The sequence below is a fragment of the Nocardioides sp. J54 genome, assembly GCF_000519005.1.
Classification (GTDB): Bacteria; Actinomycetota; Actinomycetes; order Propionibacteriales; family Nocardioidaceae; genus Nocardioides.
In genome coordinates this window covers 11,947-28,256 of sequence record NZ_JAER01000040.1, presented here as the reverse complement: position 1 = coordinate 28,256, position 16,310 = coordinate 11,947, and the positions used below count along the sequence as shown (strand labels likewise).

The 16,310-nt window shown below is 73.0% G+C and carries 18 protein-coding genes; 15 read left to right on the top strand and 3 right to left on the bottom strand.

Going from position 1 to position 16,310, the window contains the following annotated elements:
- Positions 1-12 precede the first annotated feature (12 nt).
- Positions 13-237 (bottom strand): CDGSH iron-sulfur domain-containing protein, encoded by a 225-nt coding sequence (locus NOCJ54_RS0119190; protein WP_028656786.1) that lies wholly within the window; start codon positions 235-237, stop codon positions 13-15.
- Positions 234-1,226, bottom strand: a complete 993-nt coding sequence (locus NOCJ54_RS0119185; RefSeq protein WP_198020273.1) for an iron-containing redox enzyme family protein — start codon at positions 1,224-1,226, stop codon at positions 234-236. Before NOCJ54_RS0119185 ends, NOCJ54_RS0119190 begins: the two co-directional genes overlap by 4 nt.
- Before the next feature lie 224 nt (positions 1,227-1,450).
- On the opposite strand from NOCJ54_RS0119185, the gene NOCJ54_RS0119180 reads away from it, so the two are divergent.
- The 8 genes from NOCJ54_RS0119180 to NOCJ54_RS0119140 are packed head-to-tail and all read left to right on the top strand — an operon-like array spanning position 1,451 to position 6,560.
- Complete coding sequence (locus NOCJ54_RS0119180; protein WP_051486111.1) at positions 1,451-2,107, top strand: PAS and ANTAR domain-containing protein; 657 nt, start codon at positions 1,451-1,453, stop codon at positions 2,105-2,107.
- Positions 2,108-2,130: 23 nt separating this feature from the next.
- On the top strand, positions 2,131-3,000 hold the full coding sequence (locus NOCJ54_RS0119175; protein ID WP_028656783.1) for a glucose 1-dehydrogenase: 870 nt from the start codon (positions 2,131-2,133) through the stop codon (positions 2,998-3,000).
- Between the two features lie 47 nt (positions 3,001-3,047).
- Complete coding sequence (locus NOCJ54_RS0119170; RefSeq protein ID WP_028656782.1) at positions 3,048-3,383, top strand: hypothetical protein; 336 nt, start codon at positions 3,048-3,050, stop codon at positions 3,381-3,383.
- Positions 3,380-3,862 (top strand): DUF6328 family protein, encoded by a 483-nt coding sequence (locus tag NOCJ54_RS0119165; RefSeq protein ID WP_051486109.1) that lies wholly within the window; start codon positions 3,380-3,382, stop codon positions 3,860-3,862. The genes NOCJ54_RS0119170 and NOCJ54_RS0119165 overlap by 4 nt, the downstream gene beginning before the upstream one ends.
- A complete protein-coding gene (locus tag NOCJ54_RS0119160; RefSeq protein WP_145725358.1) occupies positions 3,859-4,314 on the top strand; it encodes a hypothetical protein in 456 nt (151 codons plus the stop codon). Before NOCJ54_RS0119165 ends, NOCJ54_RS0119160 begins: the two co-directional genes overlap by 4 nt.
- A gap of 15 nt (positions 4,315-4,329) precedes the next feature.
- A complete protein-coding gene (locus NOCJ54_RS0119155) occupies positions 4,330-5,562 on the top strand; it encodes an NRAMP family divalent metal transporter (RefSeq protein WP_028656779.1) in 1,233 nt (410 codons plus the stop codon).
- A complete protein-coding gene (locus NOCJ54_RS28560) occupies positions 5,562-6,251 on the top strand; it encodes a hypothetical protein (RefSeq protein WP_051486107.1) in 690 nt (229 codons plus the stop codon). The genes NOCJ54_RS0119155 and NOCJ54_RS28560 overlap by 1 nt, the downstream gene beginning before the upstream one ends.
- 39 nt (positions 6,252-6,290) lie before the next feature.
- Complete coding sequence (locus NOCJ54_RS0119140; RefSeq protein WP_028656778.1) at positions 6,291-6,560, top strand: DUF7218 family protein; 270 nt, start codon at positions 6,291-6,293, stop codon at positions 6,558-6,560.
- Positions 6,561-6,708: 148 nt separating this feature from the next.
- Here the strand turns inward: NOCJ54_RS0119140 and NOCJ54_RS26985 are convergent, their stop codons facing one another.
- Positions 6,709-8,487: a dolichyl-phosphate-mannose--protein mannosyltransferase gene (locus tag NOCJ54_RS26985; RefSeq protein ID WP_051486104.1), complete on the bottom strand. Its 1,779-nt coding sequence runs from the start codon at positions 8,485-8,487 to the stop codon at positions 6,709-6,711.
- 38 nt (positions 8,488-8,525) lie between these two features.
- On the opposite strand from NOCJ54_RS26985, the gene rsmI reads away from it, so the two are divergent.
- The 7 genes from rsmI (at position 8,526) to NOCJ54_RS0119095 (ending at position 16,308) form a co-directional block, all read left to right on the top strand.
- Positions 8,526-9,362, top strand: coding sequence for a 16S rRNA (cytidine(1402)-2'-O)-methyltransferase (gene rsmI / locus NOCJ54_RS0119130; protein WP_028656777.1), 837 nt, complete (start codon positions 8,526-8,528; stop codon positions 9,360-9,362).
- Between the two features lies 1 nt (position 9,363).
- The gene (locus NOCJ54_RS0119125) at positions 9,364-10,239 is read left to right on the top strand and encodes an alpha/beta fold hydrolase (protein ID WP_028656776.1); all 876 of its coding nucleotides are present in this window, start codon (positions 9,364-9,366) and stop codon (positions 10,237-10,239) included.
- Positions 10,236-11,081 carry a TatD family hydrolase gene (locus NOCJ54_RS0119120; RefSeq protein WP_028656775.1) on the top strand — a complete coding sequence of 282 codons (846 nt, stop codon included), beginning with the start codon at positions 10,236-10,238 and terminating at the stop codon, positions 11,079-11,081. The genes NOCJ54_RS0119125 and NOCJ54_RS0119120 overlap by 4 nt, the downstream gene beginning before the upstream one ends.
- A 276-nt stretch (positions 11,082-11,357) precedes the next feature.
- Positions 11,358-12,518, top strand: coding sequence for a resuscitation-promoting factor (locus NOCJ54_RS30565; RefSeq protein ID WP_269634549.1), 1,161 nt, complete (start codon positions 11,358-11,360; stop codon positions 12,516-12,518).
- A gap of 167 nt (positions 12,519-12,685) precedes the next feature.
- Positions 12,686-13,564 carry a 16S rRNA (adenine(1518)-N(6)/adenine(1519)-N(6))-dimethyltransferase RsmA gene (rsmA, locus tag NOCJ54_RS0119105; RefSeq protein WP_028656774.1) on the top strand — a complete coding sequence of 293 codons (879 nt, stop codon included), beginning with the start codon at positions 12,686-12,688 and terminating at the stop codon, positions 13,562-13,564.
- On the top strand, positions 13,557-14,474 hold the full coding sequence (locus NOCJ54_RS0119100) for a 4-(cytidine 5'-diphospho)-2-C-methyl-D-erythritol kinase (RefSeq protein WP_028656773.1): 918 nt from the start codon (positions 13,557-13,559) through the stop codon (positions 14,472-14,474). Before rsmA ends, NOCJ54_RS0119100 begins: the two co-directional genes overlap by 8 nt.
- A complete protein-coding gene (locus NOCJ54_RS0119095) occupies positions 14,467-16,308 on the top strand; it encodes an ABC-F family ATP-binding cassette domain-containing protein (RefSeq protein WP_028656772.1) in 1,842 nt (613 codons plus the stop codon). Before NOCJ54_RS0119100 ends, NOCJ54_RS0119095 begins: the two co-directional genes overlap by 8 nt.
- Positions 16,309-16,310 lie beyond the last annotated feature (2 nt).

Genomic DNA, 16,310 nt, shown 5'->3' with positions numbered 1-16,310 from the left:
TCGGCCCTCCTGTCAGGTGGCTCGCTCGTCCTTCTGCTTCTGCTTGCTCCTGCGCCGGGTCCGGTGGCTGTCGTCGCACCAGGGCATCCGGTCGGAGCGGTTGCACCGGCACAGGGCCACCACCGCGCGGTCGGTCGCGGTCACCTGCCCGTCGACGCCGACCACCTCGTCCGCGCCGCGCACGAGCAGTGGCCCGCCCGGGCACTCGATGACGCTGACCCGCTTCGCGGCGCTCACCCCGCGGCCCTCACGGGCTGGTGCGCGGAGCGGGCGTCGAGCCAGCTGTCGAGCTGTGCCTGCCCGGCGAGGCCGTCGAGGGTCAGGCACGCCCGCGCGCCCATGAGCACGTCGTCGGCGAGCTCGGGCTCGTCGGTGACCAGGCCCCCGCAGATGCCGTGGATCGCGAGCTGCTCGTGGACGGCGTCGGCCACCACGTGCTCCTCGTAGTACTCCGCGACCTCCGGCATGCCCAGGCGCTGCGCGCCCTTGGCGATCCGGTCGCAGGGCAGCGCGCTGGTCGCCTCGAACGCGGCGAGGTGGCCCAGCGCGGCGCCGCGCAGCCGCCGGTTGAGGGAGAACAGCGACATCACGTTGACCGAGGCCAGGGTGGCGGCGTCCGCCTCCTCGGCGTAGACCGAGACGTCGGTCGGCAGGTCGAGCGAGCGGAGCCCGGCCGCGAACAGCTCCTGGTGGAGCCGGTCGGGACGACCGGAGCCGTACTCGTCGTACTGCAGCTCGGCGAGGCCCACCTTGGCCGCGCCGTCGAGGCGCGGCAGCAGGAAGCTGTGCGGGTCGGACTCGCGCAGGTGGTGCACCGCGCGGCGCCGCAGGTAGGCGACGAACTCGTCGCGGGTCGCCTCCTGCTCGAGGAACGCCGTGGTGTCGGAGGGACCCTCGGAGACGGTCAGCCGGGTCAGCTCCCGGGTGACCTGCTCGGCCGGGGGGGCCCCGATGTGGCCGAGGCCGTCGCCGTCGTCGGCGGTGTCGGCGACGAGCTGGCGCACCGCCCGCTCGAAGACGCGCTCGATGGCGGCCCGGCTGACCAGCAGCAGCGGGTCCCACTCGGTGTCGGGGTCGACGCCGTCGAAGCCGCGGTAGTGCAGCTCGTAGAGCATCCACAGCGCCAGCTGCAGGTCCCGGTCGGCCAGGGGCATCACGATGTCGCCGACGGCGCGCTGCTCGGGGACGGGGTGGGGTCCGGTCGCCTCCGCCGTCAGGGCGCGCACCACGCCCTCGCTGAGGGGTCCACAAGGTTCTGGGAGCCGCATCGCAGTCTCTTTTCGGGGGGAGAGGGGCAGGCCGGTGTTGTGGCCGGACCCGCGGTTCGGAATGATTGGCTGCTGCAGGCAACGGGGGCCGCTGCAACTTCCTCTGGTGGACGCGGAGGTACCCCGCACTCCTGCCGGCACACGGTCCCCCCGGTGCTGCGAGCACGGGTCAGGAGGGTCACGTGAACCAGGTCGGGTCGTTGGTCGACGTCGCCGAGGAGCGGCAGACCGGCAGGTTCGTCTTCCACGTGGAGACCCGGACCTGGGAGTGGGACGACGACGTCTTCGCCATCCACGGCTACCTACCGGGCGAGGTCGAGCCCACGACCGACCTGATCATGAAGCACAAGCACGAGCAGGACCGCGAGCTCGTCGAGGACACCATCGCCGCCGCGATCGAGGACGGCGCGCCGTTCAACATCTACTACCGGATCCTCGTCGGCGACGAGATCCGCCGGGTCGTGCTCGTCGGCGAGGGCGAGTGGGACGAGGGCCACCCCGTCGGCGGGCGGGCCGACCGGCTCGTCGGCTACTACCTCGACCTGTCCCCGGAGCTCGAGGCCGAGACCCGCACGGCCGCCGACGCGGCCGTGGCAGCCTCCGCCGCGGCGCGGGACACCATCGAGCAGGCCAAGGGCATCCTCATGCTCGGCTACGGGCTCGACGCCGACGCCGCCTTCGCGATGCTCAAGTGGTGGTCGCGCAACCGCAACGTCAAGGTGCGCGAGGTCGCCGACCGGCTGATCCAGGTCGCCCGCGAGGGCCACGTCAGCCACCCCGGGCTGCGCCGCCTGCTCGACAGCCTGCTCGACGACCTCACCACCCGCCGCATCCCGTAGGCGGGCCCGGGTACCTCCCGGGCATGAGCGACTCCGACGACACCCAGTTCCCTGCCCAGCAGCAGACCCCGCCGGGCCTGACCGGCGAGATGACGCCGCAGCCGGACCACGGCGAGCAGTCGTACGTCGGGCACGGGCGCCTCGAGGGCCAGGTCGCCCTCGTCACGGGCGGCGACTCCGGCATCGGACGTGCGGTCGCGCTCGCCTACGCCCGCGAGGGGGCCGACGTGGCCTTCACCTACCTGCCCGAGGAGCAGCCGGACGCGGACGCGACGGTCGCCCTCGTCGAGGACGCCGGCCGGCGCGCGCTGCCGATGGCCCTCGACCTCACCAGCCGCGACGCGTGCGACGAGGCCGTGCAGCGCACCGTCGACGAGCTCGGCGCGCTCGACGTCCTGGTCAACAACGCGGGCTACCAGATGGCCCGCGACCACGCCGTCGACGACCTCAGCGACGAGCGGATCGACCGCACCTTCAAGACCAACCTGTACGCCCTGATGTGGGGTGTGCGGGCGGCCGTCCCGCACCTGCGCAAGCGGCCGGGCTGCATCATCAACAACGCGTCCATCCAAGCCTACGAGCCGTCGACCACGCTGCTCGACTACGCCGCGACCAAGGCCGCGATCAACAACCTCACCGTCAACCTCGCCGCCTCCCTCGGGGGCGACGGGATCCGGGTCAACGCGGTCGCGCCGGGACCGATCTGGACGCCGCTCCAGCCGGCGACCCAGGAGCCGGAGAAGGTCGAGAAGTTCGGCGCCGACACACCACTCGGCCGGGCCGGCCAGCCCGCCGAGGTGGCCCCGGCGTTCGTCTTCCTCGCCTCGCCCGGCGACGCGTCGTACGTCTCCGGCACGGTGCTCGGCGTCACCGGCGGCAAGCCCGTCTTCTGAGCACCTTCCGAACGGATGCGGGCGGGGGCCACGGGTACCGCGACGACATGTCCAGCGAATCCGAGAAGAACCAGGAATCCGGCCAGGTGTCGGAGGTCGCCAGCCACAAGTCGGCAGGCCAGGTGACCCCGGGCGACGCGGTCGCCGGGCACCCCGCCGACGACACCGTCCAGGAGGGCTCCGCCGGCCCGGACGCCCTCACCGGGGACGAGGACCCCGACGCCGTCGCCCACCGCCCGAAGGATCCTGATCCGGAGGCCATCGTCGACGAGGAGGACCGCGACCCGGAGGCGATCGTCGACGAGGCGGACACTGCGGACCTGGTGGACGACGACGACGGCGCGTACCCCCGCGTGCAGGACGTGGAGGAGGACCGGGCGTGAGGACGCCCCCGTCGCTGCGCAACCACCAGCAGCGACGACCCCCGCAGCAGCTCAACCGCAACCTCAACGAGCTGCTGCAGGAGCTCCGGGTCATGCAGACCGGTGTCCAGATCCTCACCGGCTTCCTGCTGACCATCCCGTTCACCCAGCGCTTCGAGTCGCTGACCGACACGCAGCGCACGTTGTACCTCTGCATCCTGATCGTCGCCGTGCTCACCACCTTCGCGATCGTCGCGCCGGTCTGCTACCACCGCCTGCTCTTCCGGCAGGGGGAGCGTGAGTGGATCGTCCGCGCCGCGCACCGGTGCTGCCTCGGCGGGATCCTCGGTCTGGGCGTGCTCTCGGCGGGCTCCGTGTACCTCGTCTTCGACGTGGTGATCACGGCGACCGCCGCCCTGATCGCCGCGGCGGCGGTCGCGCTGGCCTTCATCTCGTTGTGGGCCGCGGTTCCGTTCATCTTCCGGGACCGCGAGCGATGATGTCGGCCTGGCGTACGACCGCCGTCGTGGTCTGCTTCCTCGCCTGGGTCCTTGCGGTGGCGTCGGGCTGCTCCCTCGTGGGACAGCCCGACGTCGCTGCGTGGGACCAGAAGGCGCGGCAGGCCGTCACCGACGCTGCCAGCGAGGTCGCGACCGCCCGACTCGCGGTGGAGACGGCCCGCGACGACCGGACCTGGTCGTCGTACACGACGGTGGTGGTGGCGCAGGCCGAGGAGGCGATGGGCACCGTGCAGGACGACGTCTCCCGCCTCCAGGTGCCTCCGGGGCGCGCGCAGGACGCGGACGACCTCGAGGCCCTCCTCGACGCCGCCTCGAGCGCCGTGCAGGACGCCCGGCAGCACGCCGTTGCTGGCGAGCACGACGACCGCGACCTGCTCGACCGGCTCGACCGCGTGGGGGAGCGCCTCACCCGGGCCGAGACCCGGTGGTGAGTCGGTGGTGACCCGGTGAAGCGCTACTTCGCCGTCCTGCTCGGCGTCCTGACGGCCATCGGGGGCTTCGTCGACATCGGCGACCTCGTCACCAACGCCCAGGTCGGCGCCCGGTTCGGCCTCTCGCTGGCGTGGGTCGTGGTGGTCGGCGTCATCGGCATCTGCGTCTTCGCCGAGATGTCGGGCCGGATCGCCGCGGTCAGCGGGCGAGCGACCTTCGACCTCGTCCGCGAGCGACTCGGCCCGCGGATGGGCTTCCTCAACCTCGTCGGCTCGATGCTGGTCACCTTGCTCACCTTCATCGCCGAGATCGGCGGCATCGCGCTCGCGCTGCAGCTGGTGAGCTCGGTCAACCACGTGCTGCTCGTGCCGTTCGTGGCCGCGCTGGTGTGGATCGTGCTCTGGCGCGCGAAGTTCTCCGCGATCGAGAACGTCCTCGGCCTGCTGGGCCTCACGCTGATCGGCTTCGCCGTGGCGTTGTGGCAGCTCGGCCCGGACTGGGGCGAGCTCGCCGCGGGCTTGTCGCCGGCGGAGAAGCCCGGCGCGGAGAGCTGGGCGGCCTACGCCTACTTCGCGGTCGCGCTCTTCGGAGCCGCGATGACGCCGTACGAGGTGTTCTTCTTCTCCAGCGGCGGCGTGGAGGAGCGCTGGACGCCGAAGGACCTCGGCGTGATGCGGGCGAACGTGCTCATCGGCTTCCCCCTCGGCGGCCTGCTGTCGATCTCGATCGCCGCCTGCGCGACCGTGGTCCTGATGCCCGAGGGCATCGCCGTCGAGACGCTCGGCCAGGTCGGGCTCCCCGTCGCGGTCGCGCTCGGCAAGGTCGGGCTCGCCGTCGTCGTGCTCGGCTTCTTCGCCGCCACCTTCGGCGCCGCCTGCGAGACCGGGCTGTCCACCGGCTACAGCCTGGCGCAGTACTTCGGCTTCCAGTGGGGCAAGTACGTGCGCACCCGCGAGGCCGCCGGCTTCCACGTCATCCTGCTGGTCGTGACCGTGCTGGCGGCCGGGGTGCTGCTCACCGGGGTCGACCCGATCATGGTCACCGAGATGTCGGTGATCTTCTCCGCGGTCGCGCTGCCGCTGACCTACTTCCCGATCCTCGTGGTGGCCAACGACCCCGACTACCTCGGCGAGCACCGCAACGGTCGTTTCGCCAACCTGCTGGGGATGGTCTACCTGGTGATCATCGTCGTCGCCGCACTCGCGGCGGTGCCGCTGATCATCGCGACCTCGATGGGACAGGGCTGATGAGGGACTCCTACGACGCCGCGCTGCACCTGCTGGACCGGCAGGTCCTCGACTGCGACGAGCGGCTGGTGTGCAAGGTCGACGACGTCGAGCTCACGGTCGCCGCCGACGGGTCGCTGGTGCCGACCGGCCTGCTGGCGGGCCTGCCCGCCCTCCTCCCGCGCTTCGGGCCGCGCCTCGGCGCCGTGATGGCCCGCACCCACGCCAGCGTCCACGACGTCGTCGCCGGCGGCGACGCCCCGGACGTGGTGGAGATGGATCTGGTCGACGAGATCGCCAGCGCCGTCCACCTCACCGTGCCGGGCGCCGGCCTGCTCCGCCCCCGCGAGGAGGTCGACGCGGCCGCACCCGAGCGGGTCCGGCTCGGCCAGCTGCTCGGCATGCCGGTCACCGCGCCGCCCGAGGTGGGCCTGCACCGGAGCAGCCGCCTGCTCGACGTACGCATCACCCGGGTGGCCGACGGTCGCGGCTCGGTCGTCGACGCCCTGGTCGTCGGTCCCGGCCGCCCCGGCGCCCTGCTCGGCTACGACCGCCGCAGCGAGTCCGGCCCCTGGCTGCTCGCCGACGCGGTGCGCTGGCTGCACCGCCACGCGCGCGTCGTGGAGGTCGGCCCGGAGGTCGAGGTGGACCGCGACCGCGGCGAGGTGCGGGTCGGCCCCGGCGCGTCTGTCAGCCCGCTGCTCGGGTAGCGACAGGGTGACCCAGCACGGACCACGAGAGGAGCTGCCATGCCCGGCAAGGACCACGGTCCCGGGATCAAGAACCCCGACATGTACGAGGAGCTGCGTGAGGACGGCGCCAGCAAGGAGAAGGCCGCCCGCATCTCCAACGCCGCCGACAACGAGGGTGCCTCCGAGGTCGGCCGCCGCGGCGGCAAGGCCGGCGACTACGAGGACTGGACCGTCGACGAGCTCCAGGACCGCGCCGCCGAGCTCGACATCGAGGGCCGCTCGAAGATGAACAAGGACGAGCTCATCGACGCCCTGCGCAACCACTGATCCACCACGACGAGGTGCGCCTCATGGTTCCGCGAGGTGCGCCTTGTGGCTGCCTGAGGTGCGCCTCGTGGTCGGGGTAGCGCCGGACATGACCCGCACGTCGCGCCGCCACAACCCGCACCTCGTCGTGGTGCGCTTGCAGGCCGGGCTAGACCCAGCGGGTGAACCAGATGCGGTCGAGCCACTCGCTGTGGGTGAGCAGCTGGTTGGTCCAGATGGGCCAGAACCAGGCGAAGTTGACGAGGGTGAGGATGACGAAGGCGCCGCCGACCACGACGCCGACGGTACGGCGCGCCGAGGGCAGGCGGGACGGGCCGATGAGGTGGCCGATCGCGAGGGTGGTGGCGATGACGGTGAACGGCAGCACCGCGATCGCGTAGAAGATGAAGATCGGGCGGTCGTCGTACTGCATCCACGGCAGCCAGGTGGACAGGGCGCCGACGACGGCGAGGCCGTAGCGCCAGTCGCGGGCGCCGACCCACATCACGGCGGAGAAGAGCAGGGCGACCAGGCCGCCCCACCACAGCACCGGGGTCGGCAGCAGGAGCACCTGCTTGATGCAGTCGCTGCCGGCGGGGGCGCCGCAGCCCTGCTCGCCGGGCGGGATGTCGTTGGTGACGGCCACACCCACCGGGCGGTTGATCAGCAGCCAGCTCGACGGCTTCGACTCGTAGAAGTGCTCGGAGCAGTTGAGGAAGTGGGTGTGGAAGGTGAAGACGTCCTGGTGGTAGTACCAGAGCGAGCGCAGCGACTGCCAGGCCTCGCCCAGGCCGTCGGCGTCCTTCTCGGTCGCGGTCGGCCACTTCTTCGTGTCGTCGAGGTCGGTGGCGACGTAGGAGTCGTCGTCGTCCGCGCAGTGGCCCTGGCCGGTGTACTGGCGGTACTGCGTGGAGCTGAGGTGCTCCTCGTACTCGTTCGCGTGCGCCAGCCAGCCTCCCCACGTCGCGACGTAGACGAGGCCGGCGACGACGACGAGGTGCACGAAGGCGGGTACGCCGTCGGCGACGGCGCCCTTGAGCACGGCGAACCGGATGCCGAGCATCCGCCGGGCACCGGCGCTCCAGAGCCAGCACAGCACGCCGAAGGCGGCCAGCGGGTAGAGCGCGGTCCACTTGGTGCCGATCGCCAGGCCGAAGCAGATGCCGCCGGCGAGCAGCCACGGGCGGAGCAGGACCCGCCCGCCCCAGCCGGGCAGGGTGCCGTCCTCCCGCAGGGCGGCGCGGGCGGCGAGGCGGCGGCGCAACCAGTCCCGGTCGGCGACGATGCAGTGCACCCCGCACAGCAGGAAGAGCGCGAGGAAGATGTCGAGCAGGGCGAGCCGCGACAGCACGAAGTGCAGGCCGTCGAGCATCAGCAGCGTGCCAGCGACGCAGCCGAGCAGCGTCGACCCGGTCAGGCGTCGTACCAGCCGGCAGATGACGAGGACCATCAGCGCGCCCGCGACCGCGGCGGAGATCCGCCAGCCGAACGGGTCCATGCCGAACGCCTTCTCGCCGAGCGCGATCAGCCACTTCCCGACGTCGGGGTGCACCGCGAGCGAGGGCTCACCGGTCCACACGTCCTGCGTGTGCCCGGCGAGGATGTCGGCGTTGATGTCGGTCTTGGTGTTGCCGTCGACGTCGTCCAGGTAGGTCTGGATGTAGCCGTTGTTGAGCAGCGACCACGCGTCCTTGGCGTAGTAGGTCTCGTCGAAGGCGAAGCGCTTCGGGTCGCCGAGCCCGACCAGGCGCAGGCCGAGCGCCAGCAGGGTGATCGCGATAGGGCCGAGCCAGCCGACGAGCCGCTGGCGGGCGCGGAGGTGGCGCAGGGGGCCGAGCGCGCGGTCGATCGCGTGGGGCACCCGGCGTCCTGCCGCCGTGGACGAGAGGGTCGTGAGGCTGCGCGGGCCAGCGGACGTGCGGCGGCCCTCCTCCTCGACGACGGTCACGGTCGGGAAGCCTACGCAACCGTGCGAGGATCCTCACCGTGACCGGAGTCCTCGTCCTCGCAGGCACCCCGATCGGCCAGGTCGGCGACGCCCCGCCCCGCCTCGCCGAGGAGCTGGCGGCCGCCGACGTCGTGGCGGCGGAGGACACCCGCCGGTTGCGGCGGCTCACCACCGACCTCGGCATCGAGCTCCGCGGACGCGTCGTGTCCTACTTCGAGGGCAACGAGTCCGCACGCACCCCGACCCTGGTCGAGGCGCTCGTCGCGGGGGAGCGGGTCGTGCTGGTCACCGACGCCGGCATGCCCAGCGTGAGCGACCCGGGCTACCGCCTCGTCGCCGCCGCCGTCGAGCAGGGCATCCGGGTCACGGCGGTGCCGGGGCCGTCCGCGGTGCTCACCGCGCTCGCGGTGTCCGGCCTGCCGGTCGACCGGTTCTGCTTCGAGGGCTTCCTGCCCCGCAAGGCCGGCGAGCGCGCCCGGCGCCTGGCCGACCTCGGTGCCGAGCAGCGCACGATGGTGTTCTTCGAGGCACCGCACCGCACCGAGGCCGCGCTCGCCGCGATGCGCGACGCGTTCGGCGCCGACCGTGCCGCCGTCGTGTGCCGTGAGCTGACCAAGACCCACGAGGAGGTACGACGCGGCCCGCTCGCCGAGCTCGTCGACTGGGCCGCGGAAGGGGTGCGCGGCGAGGTGACCATCGTCGTCTCCGGCGCCGAGCCGGCGGCCGCCCTGTCCAGCGACCCCGCCAGCCTGCGCGCCGCCGTCGCCGAGCTCGAGGAGTCCGGGATGCGGCGCAAGGATGCGATCGCGGCGGTCGCCGTACAGGCTGGGGTGCCGAAGCGCGACGTCTACCAGGTGGTGCACATCGATGACTGAGATGACTGACCCGACCGACCCGACCGCGACCGGGAGGCTGACCAGCCTGGTCCGCGGCACCCTCACCTTCGACGTGTACGACGAGGGCCCGGTCGACGGCGAGCCCGTGCTGCTGCTCCACGGCTTCCCGGAGCGGTCCACCTGCTGGCGGCTGGTCGCGCCGCAGCTGCACGCCGCGGGCTACCGCACGGTGGCGATGGACCAGCGCGGCTACTCCCGTGGCGCACGGCCGCCCGGTCGTCGTGCGTACCGGATGCGCGAGCTGCTCGCCGACGTCCTCGCGCTCGCCGAGGCGGTCGCCCCGCAGGGGAAGGTGCACGTCGTGGGCCACGACTGGGGCGCGATCCCGGCGTGGCTGCTCGCCGCGCACCACCCCGACCGGGTGGCGACGCTGACCGCGGTGTCCGTCCCGCACCCGCTGGTGTTCATGAAGGCGATGGTCCGCAGCACCCAGCTGCTCCACTCCTGGTACATGCTGGCCTTCCAGCTGCCCCTGCTGCCGGAGCGCCTGCTGGGCTCCCGCGCCGCCGACCGGCTCGTCGCCTCCTTCGGGATGACCGAGCAGGACGCGGAGCGGTTCCGCGCCGAGGTCGTCGCCGACGGGGCGCTCCCCACGGCGCTCAACTGGTACCGCGCCATGGCTCTGGAGGACCCGCGCCTGCTGCGCCGGACCGTCACCGTGCCGACCACGATGGTCTGGAGCGACGGCGACGTCGCCGTCGACCGGTGGGGCCCCGCCCACACCGACGCCTGGGTCGACGCGCCCTTCCGGTTCGTCGAGCTGCAGGGGGTCTCGCACTGGGTCCCCACCCACGCGCCGGACCGCCTCGTCGCCGCGATCCTCGCCCGCGTCCGCCCGACCCCCGCCGCGTCGTGAGCGACCAGCGCCCGCCGGTCCCGGAGCCGCTGCCGCACCCGGTCGTCGACAACCACTGCCACCTCGACATCGGTCGGGGCGACGAGCCGTGGCCGGTGACCGAGGCGCTCGCTGCAGCGGCCGCCGTGGGCGTCCCGCGGATCGTGCAGATCGGTTGCGACCTGCCCGGCGCCCGCTGGGCGGTCGCCGCGGCCGCGGACCACCACGCCCTGGTCGCCGGCGTCGCCCTGCACCCCAACGAGGCGCCGCGCATCCTCGCCGACGGTGGGCGCGCCGCGCTCGAGGCCGCGTTGGAGGAGATCGAGGACCTCGCCGGCGCCCACGAGAAGGTGCGCGCGGTGGGGGAGACCGGCCTCGACGCCTTCCGCACGGGGGAGGACGGCCGCGCCGTGCAGGTCGAGTCCTTCGCGCGGCACATCGACATCGCGAAGCGGCTCGACAAGACCCTCGTCATCCACGACCGCGACACCCACGACGAGGTGCTGGAGGTGCTCGACGCCGAGGGCACCCCGCAGCGGTGGGTGATGCACTGCTTCTCCGGGGACGCGGACTTCGCCCGTGCCTGCCTCGACCGCGGCGCCTTCCTGTCCTTCGCCGGCACGGTCACCTTCAAGAACGCCGAGCCCCTGCGCGAGGCCCTGCGCGTGGTCCCGCGCGACCGACTGCTGGTGGAGACCGACGCCCCCTACCTGACCCCGGTGCCGCACCGCGGCCGCACGAACGCGTCGTACCTCGTGCCGCTCACGGTGCGGGCGATGGCCGCCGAGCGCGGCGACGACCTCGGTGAGCTCTGCGCCGCCATCGACACCAACACCGAGACGGCCTTCGGCGGCACCTGGTAGGCCGGCCCGAGCGGCAGGAGATCGCTTGCAGGGCGCCAGCAGGATGCTTGCAAGAGCAAGCGGAAGGACGTGAGACGAGTCACGTCCACCGCCTGAAGAGGGCTCTCAGGAGTTGCATCGACCTCCGGACCTTGTTCTGGTAGACGGGTCGGCCGGGATCGGGGGAGCACCTTCCCGACCAGTCCGCACGGAGTCCGGAGCCTGTTCTGACGCAGGCCTGGGGGGCCCGGACGCGACTGGTCACCGAGGCCCGGGGAGTACGAAGTTCGGAGAATCGTGCCAGTTGCGCGCCCTCACCTCGCCCAGTCCCTCAAGGGGATCGTCCACAAGCTGACCCAGAGCCGGGTCGCCCTCGTCGCCACCGTCGTCGGGGTCCTCCTCGCCGTCTCCACGGTGACCTGGGGCTACTCGTCCCTCTCTGACGAGGTCACGCTCGCCGTCGACGGCAAGGAGCGCACCGTCAGCACGTTCGGCGGCACCGTCCGCGACGTGCTCGAGGACGAGGGCGTCGAGGTCTCCGACCGCGACCTCGTCCAGCCCGGCCTCGACGAGCAGGTCGAGGACGGCGACCGCATCGCCGTCCGGTACAGCCGCCCCGTCGAGCTGACGGTCGACGGCAAGACGTCGACCCACTGGGTGACCGCCCTGGACGTCAACGGTGCGCTCGACCAGATCGGCGTTCTGTACGCCGACAGCCGGCTCTCCACCAGCCGTAGCGCCAGCATCGACCGTGGCGGCGCCGAGATCGAGGTCGTCACCCCGAAGACGCTCGTCCTGAAGCTGGCCGGCAAGAAGCCCGTGCGCAAGACCGTCCCCGCTCTGACCGTCGAGGAGGCCCTCGAGCTGGCCGGCGTCGAGCTGGACGCCCTCGACCGCGTCCGCCCCGGCCGCAAGGCCAGGGTGAAGGACGGCGACCGGGTGGTCTACGTCGACATCGAGCACCGCAAGCGCCGGGTCAAGGCCGAGACCATCCCGGCCGCGACCCGCGAGGTCCCCGACGACTCCATGAACAAGGGCGAGGCCAAGGTCGTCACCGAGGGCGTCGACGGCGTCCGCGACGTGACCTACCGCGTGGTCGTCCGCAACGGTGACGTCGTGCGCCGCGTCGTCCTCAAGGAGGACGTGAAGAAGGCGCCGCGCACCGAGGTCGTCCACGTGGGCACCAGGGAGGTCGCGCCGAACTTCGCCGGCGGCAACTCCGTCTGGGACCGCCTCGCGCAGTGCGAGTCCGGCGGCAACTGGGCGATCAACACGGGCAACGGCTACTACGGCGGCCTGCAGTTCAACCTCGGCACCTGGCAGGCGTACGGCGGCACCGGCTACCCGCACCAGGCCTCGCGCGAGACCCAGATCGCCATCGCGACCAAGCTCCGCGACGCCTCCGGCGGGTACGGCGCCTGGCCGCACTGCTCCGCCCAGCTGGGCCTGCCCCGCTGACGGTCCCCGCGACCGACGCTCCCGGTCATCCGCTCACGGCGAGCGGGTCAGCCGGCGAACACGACCCACGCACCGTCGTGCAGGGCGACGTCGCCGAGCTCGACCCGCTCGCCGTCGGCCTCGACCACGACGCCGGTCCGGTTCCCCCGGGCCCTAGGCTGATGGGCATGACCGAGACCTCCCTGCCGCGCCTCCTCGGTCCGGCGGAGGTCCGCGAACTCGCCGCGCGCCTCGACCTGCGCCCGACCAAGCAGCGCGGTCAGAACTTCGTCATCGACGCCAACACCGTGCGCCGCATCGTGCGCGAGTCCGGAGTGGTCGACGGCGAGGTCGTCGTCGAGGTCGGCCCGGGCCTCGGCTCGCTGACCCTCGCCCTCCTCGAGGCCGGCGCGACGGTCACCGCGATCGAGGTCGACCCGCTGCTCGCCGGCGAGCTGCCCACCACGATCGCCGCCTACGCGCCCGCGCAGGCCGACCGGTTCCAGGTCGTGCTCGCGGACGCGATGACGGTCGACGTCGTACCCGGCCCGCCGCCGCAGGCGCTCGTCGCGAACCTGCCCTACAACGTCTCCGTCCCGGTCCTGCTGCACCTGATGGCGCTGCTGCCGTCGCTGGAGCACGGCCTGGTGATGGTGCAGGCCGAGGTCGCCGACCGGCTCGCGGCCCCGCCCGGGTCGAAGGTCTACGGCGTCCCCTCGGCCAAGGCCGCCTGGTTCGCCGACGTGCGCCGCGCCGGTGCCATCGGCCGCAACGTCTTCTGGCCCGCCCCGAACGTCGACTCGGGTCTCGTCGCGTGGACCCGCCGCGAGCCGCCCACGGACCGGGTCACCCGCGAGGAGGTGTTCGCGGTCATCGACGCAGCCTTCGCGCAGCGGCGCAAGGCGCTGCGCGGCGCGCTGCGCACCCTCGCCGGGGGCTCCGAGCCCGCCGAGGCCGCGCTGCGGGCCGCCGGGATCGACCCGCTCACCCGCGGCGAGATGCTCGGCATCGACGAGTTCGTCGCCCTCACCGTCGCGCTGCGGGAGCAGGCAGGCGCCGATGAGTGAGGCGCGCGTCGAGCCGAACGCCCGGGTCACCGTCCGGGCGCCGGCCAAGATCAACCTGCACCTCGGGGTCGGCAGCCCCCGTGCGGACGGCTTCCACCCGCTGGCCACCGTCTACCAGGCCGTGGGGCTGTACGACGACGTCACGGTCACCGAGGCCCCCGACTGGTCCGTCGGCCTGACCTCCCCGGTCGACGGCGTGCCCCTCGACGACGACAACATCGCCATCCGGTCCGGCCGCGCGCTCGTCGCGCACCACGGCCTGGACCTGGCGGCGCGGATCACCATCGCCAAGGGCATCCCCGTGATGGGCGGGATGGCGGGCGGCTCCGCTGACGCCGCAGCGACCCTGCTCGCGCTCGACCGGCTCTGGGACCTGCAGACCAGCGACGAGGACCTGCTGCGCATCGCCGGCGAGCTGGGCAGCGACGTCCCCTTCGCGCTCGTCGGCGGCACCGCCCTGGGCACCGGCCGCGGCGAGGTCGTCACCCCCGTCCCGGACAGCACCTCGGTGTGGTGGGTCGTCGTCCTCTCCGACCAGGGCCTGTCGACGCCGGAGGTCTACCGGCGCTTCGACCTGCTCGCCCCGGACGCGGAGGCCGAGCCGTCGCTCCCGCAGGCGCTGCTCGATGCCCTCGCCGAGGGCTACACCGACGAGGTCGGCGCCCTGCTGCACAACGACCTGTGGGCCGCGGCCCGCGACCTGCGCCCCGACCTCGTCGACGTCGAGGCCCAGCTGCGGGTCCTCGGCCCCGACGGCGTCCTGCTGTCCGGGTCCGGGCCGACCCTGCTGATGCTGCACGACGACGTCGAGGAGGCGCGCAACGCCGTGGCGGAGCTGACCGAGCGTGGCCTGCGGTGCACGATCGCACCGGGACCGGTCGCCGGAGCGCACGTGGTGACCTATGCCTGAGCCCGGGACGGGACGGAGCCTGCTCAACCTCGAGCGGGTCTCGAAGTCCTACGGCATCCGGCCGCTGCTCACCGACGTCTCGCTCGGCGTGTCCGCCGGCGAGCGGATCGGCATCGTCGGCCGCAACGGCGACGGCAAGACCACGCTGCTGCGGATCATGACCGGCGCCGAGGAGCCCGACGAGGGTCGCGTCTCCCGCCAGCGGGGGCTCCTGCTCGGTGTGCTCGCGCAGCACGACGACTTCGAGGACAGCCACACCGTCCGCGAGGTCGTGCTGCAAGGCATGGCCGACCACGAGTGGGCGGCCGACTCCCGGCTGCGGGAGATCGTCGACGTGCTGCTCGCCGGCATCGACCTCGACCGCGCCGTCGCCGGCCTCTCCGGCGGCGAGCGCCGCCGCTGCGCCCTGGCCGGGCTGCTGCTCGGCGAGCACGACCTGATCATCCTCGACGAGCCGACCAACCACCTCGACGTCGAGGCGGTGGCCTGGCTGGCTTCGCACCTCGCCGCCCGCTCCTCCGCGCTCGTCGTGGTCACCCACGACCGGTGGTTCCTCGACGCCGTCTGCCAGCAGACCTGGGAGGTCCACGACGGCGTCGTCGACAGCTACGAGGGCGGGTACGCCGCCTTCGTGCTCGCGAAGGCCGAGCGGCAGCGGCAGGCGGCCGCCTCCGAGGCCCGCCGGCAGAACCTCGTCCGCAAGGAGCTGGCCTGGCTGCGCCGCGGCGCCCCCGCCCGCACGTCCAAGCCGAAGTTCCGCATCGACGCCGCCAACGCGCTGATCGAGGACGTCCCCCCGCCGCGCGACCGGCTCGAGCTCCAGCGCTTCGCGGCCCAGCGCCTCGGCAAGGACGTCATCGACGTCGAGGACGTCGACTTCTCCCGTGGCCCGCGGCAGCTGCTGAAGCAGGCCACCTGGCGCCTGGGCCCCGGCGACCGCGTCGGACTGGTCGGGGTCAACGGCGCCGGAAAGACCTCCGTCCTGTGCCTGCTCGCCGGTGAGGCCGCCCCGCAGGCCGGCACGGTGCGCCACGGCCGCACCGTCGCGCTCCAGCACCTCTCGCAGAGTGTGGAGTTCGAGGACCCCGAGTCGCGGGTGCTCGCCACCGTCGAGTCGATCCGCCGCGTCACCCGCACCGCCGACGGCGAGATCAGCGCGACCTCGATGCTCGAGCGCTTCGGCTTCACCGGGGACAAGCTCACCGCCCGTCTCGGCGACCTCTCCGGCGGCGAGCGGCGCCGCTTCCAGCTCCTGAGGCTGCTGCTCACCGAGCCGAACGTGCTGCTCCTCGACGAGCCCACCAACGACCTCGACATCGAGACCCTCAACGTGCTCGAGGACTTCCTGGACGGGTGGCCCGGCACCCTGGTCGTGGTCTCGCACGACCGCTACTTCCTCGAGCGGGTCACCGACTCCGTGTGGGCCCTGCTCGGAGACGGCCAGATCTCGATGCTGCCGCGCGGGGTCGACGAGTACCTCGAGCGCCGGGCCGCGGCCATGCACCTCGACGTCGCGAAGCCCGCGCCGGCCACCCCGGCCGCGCCCGTGCCCGGCCCGCCGTCCGCGGACGCCGCCCCCGCCACCACCCCCGCCACCACTCCGAAGGCCAAGCCCGGCTCGGCCGAGGAGCGGGCGGCGCGCAAGACGGTGGCGCGGCTCGACAAGGTCCTCGCCCGGCTCGCCGCGCGCGAGGCGGAGCTGACCGAGCAGCTGGCGGCGCACGCCTCCGACCCGGGGAAGCTCACCGAGATCTCCGAGGCGCTGGGAGCGCTGCACGAGGAGAAGGAGGCCGCCGAGATGGAGTGGCTCGAGGCCGCGGAGCTGCTGCACTGACG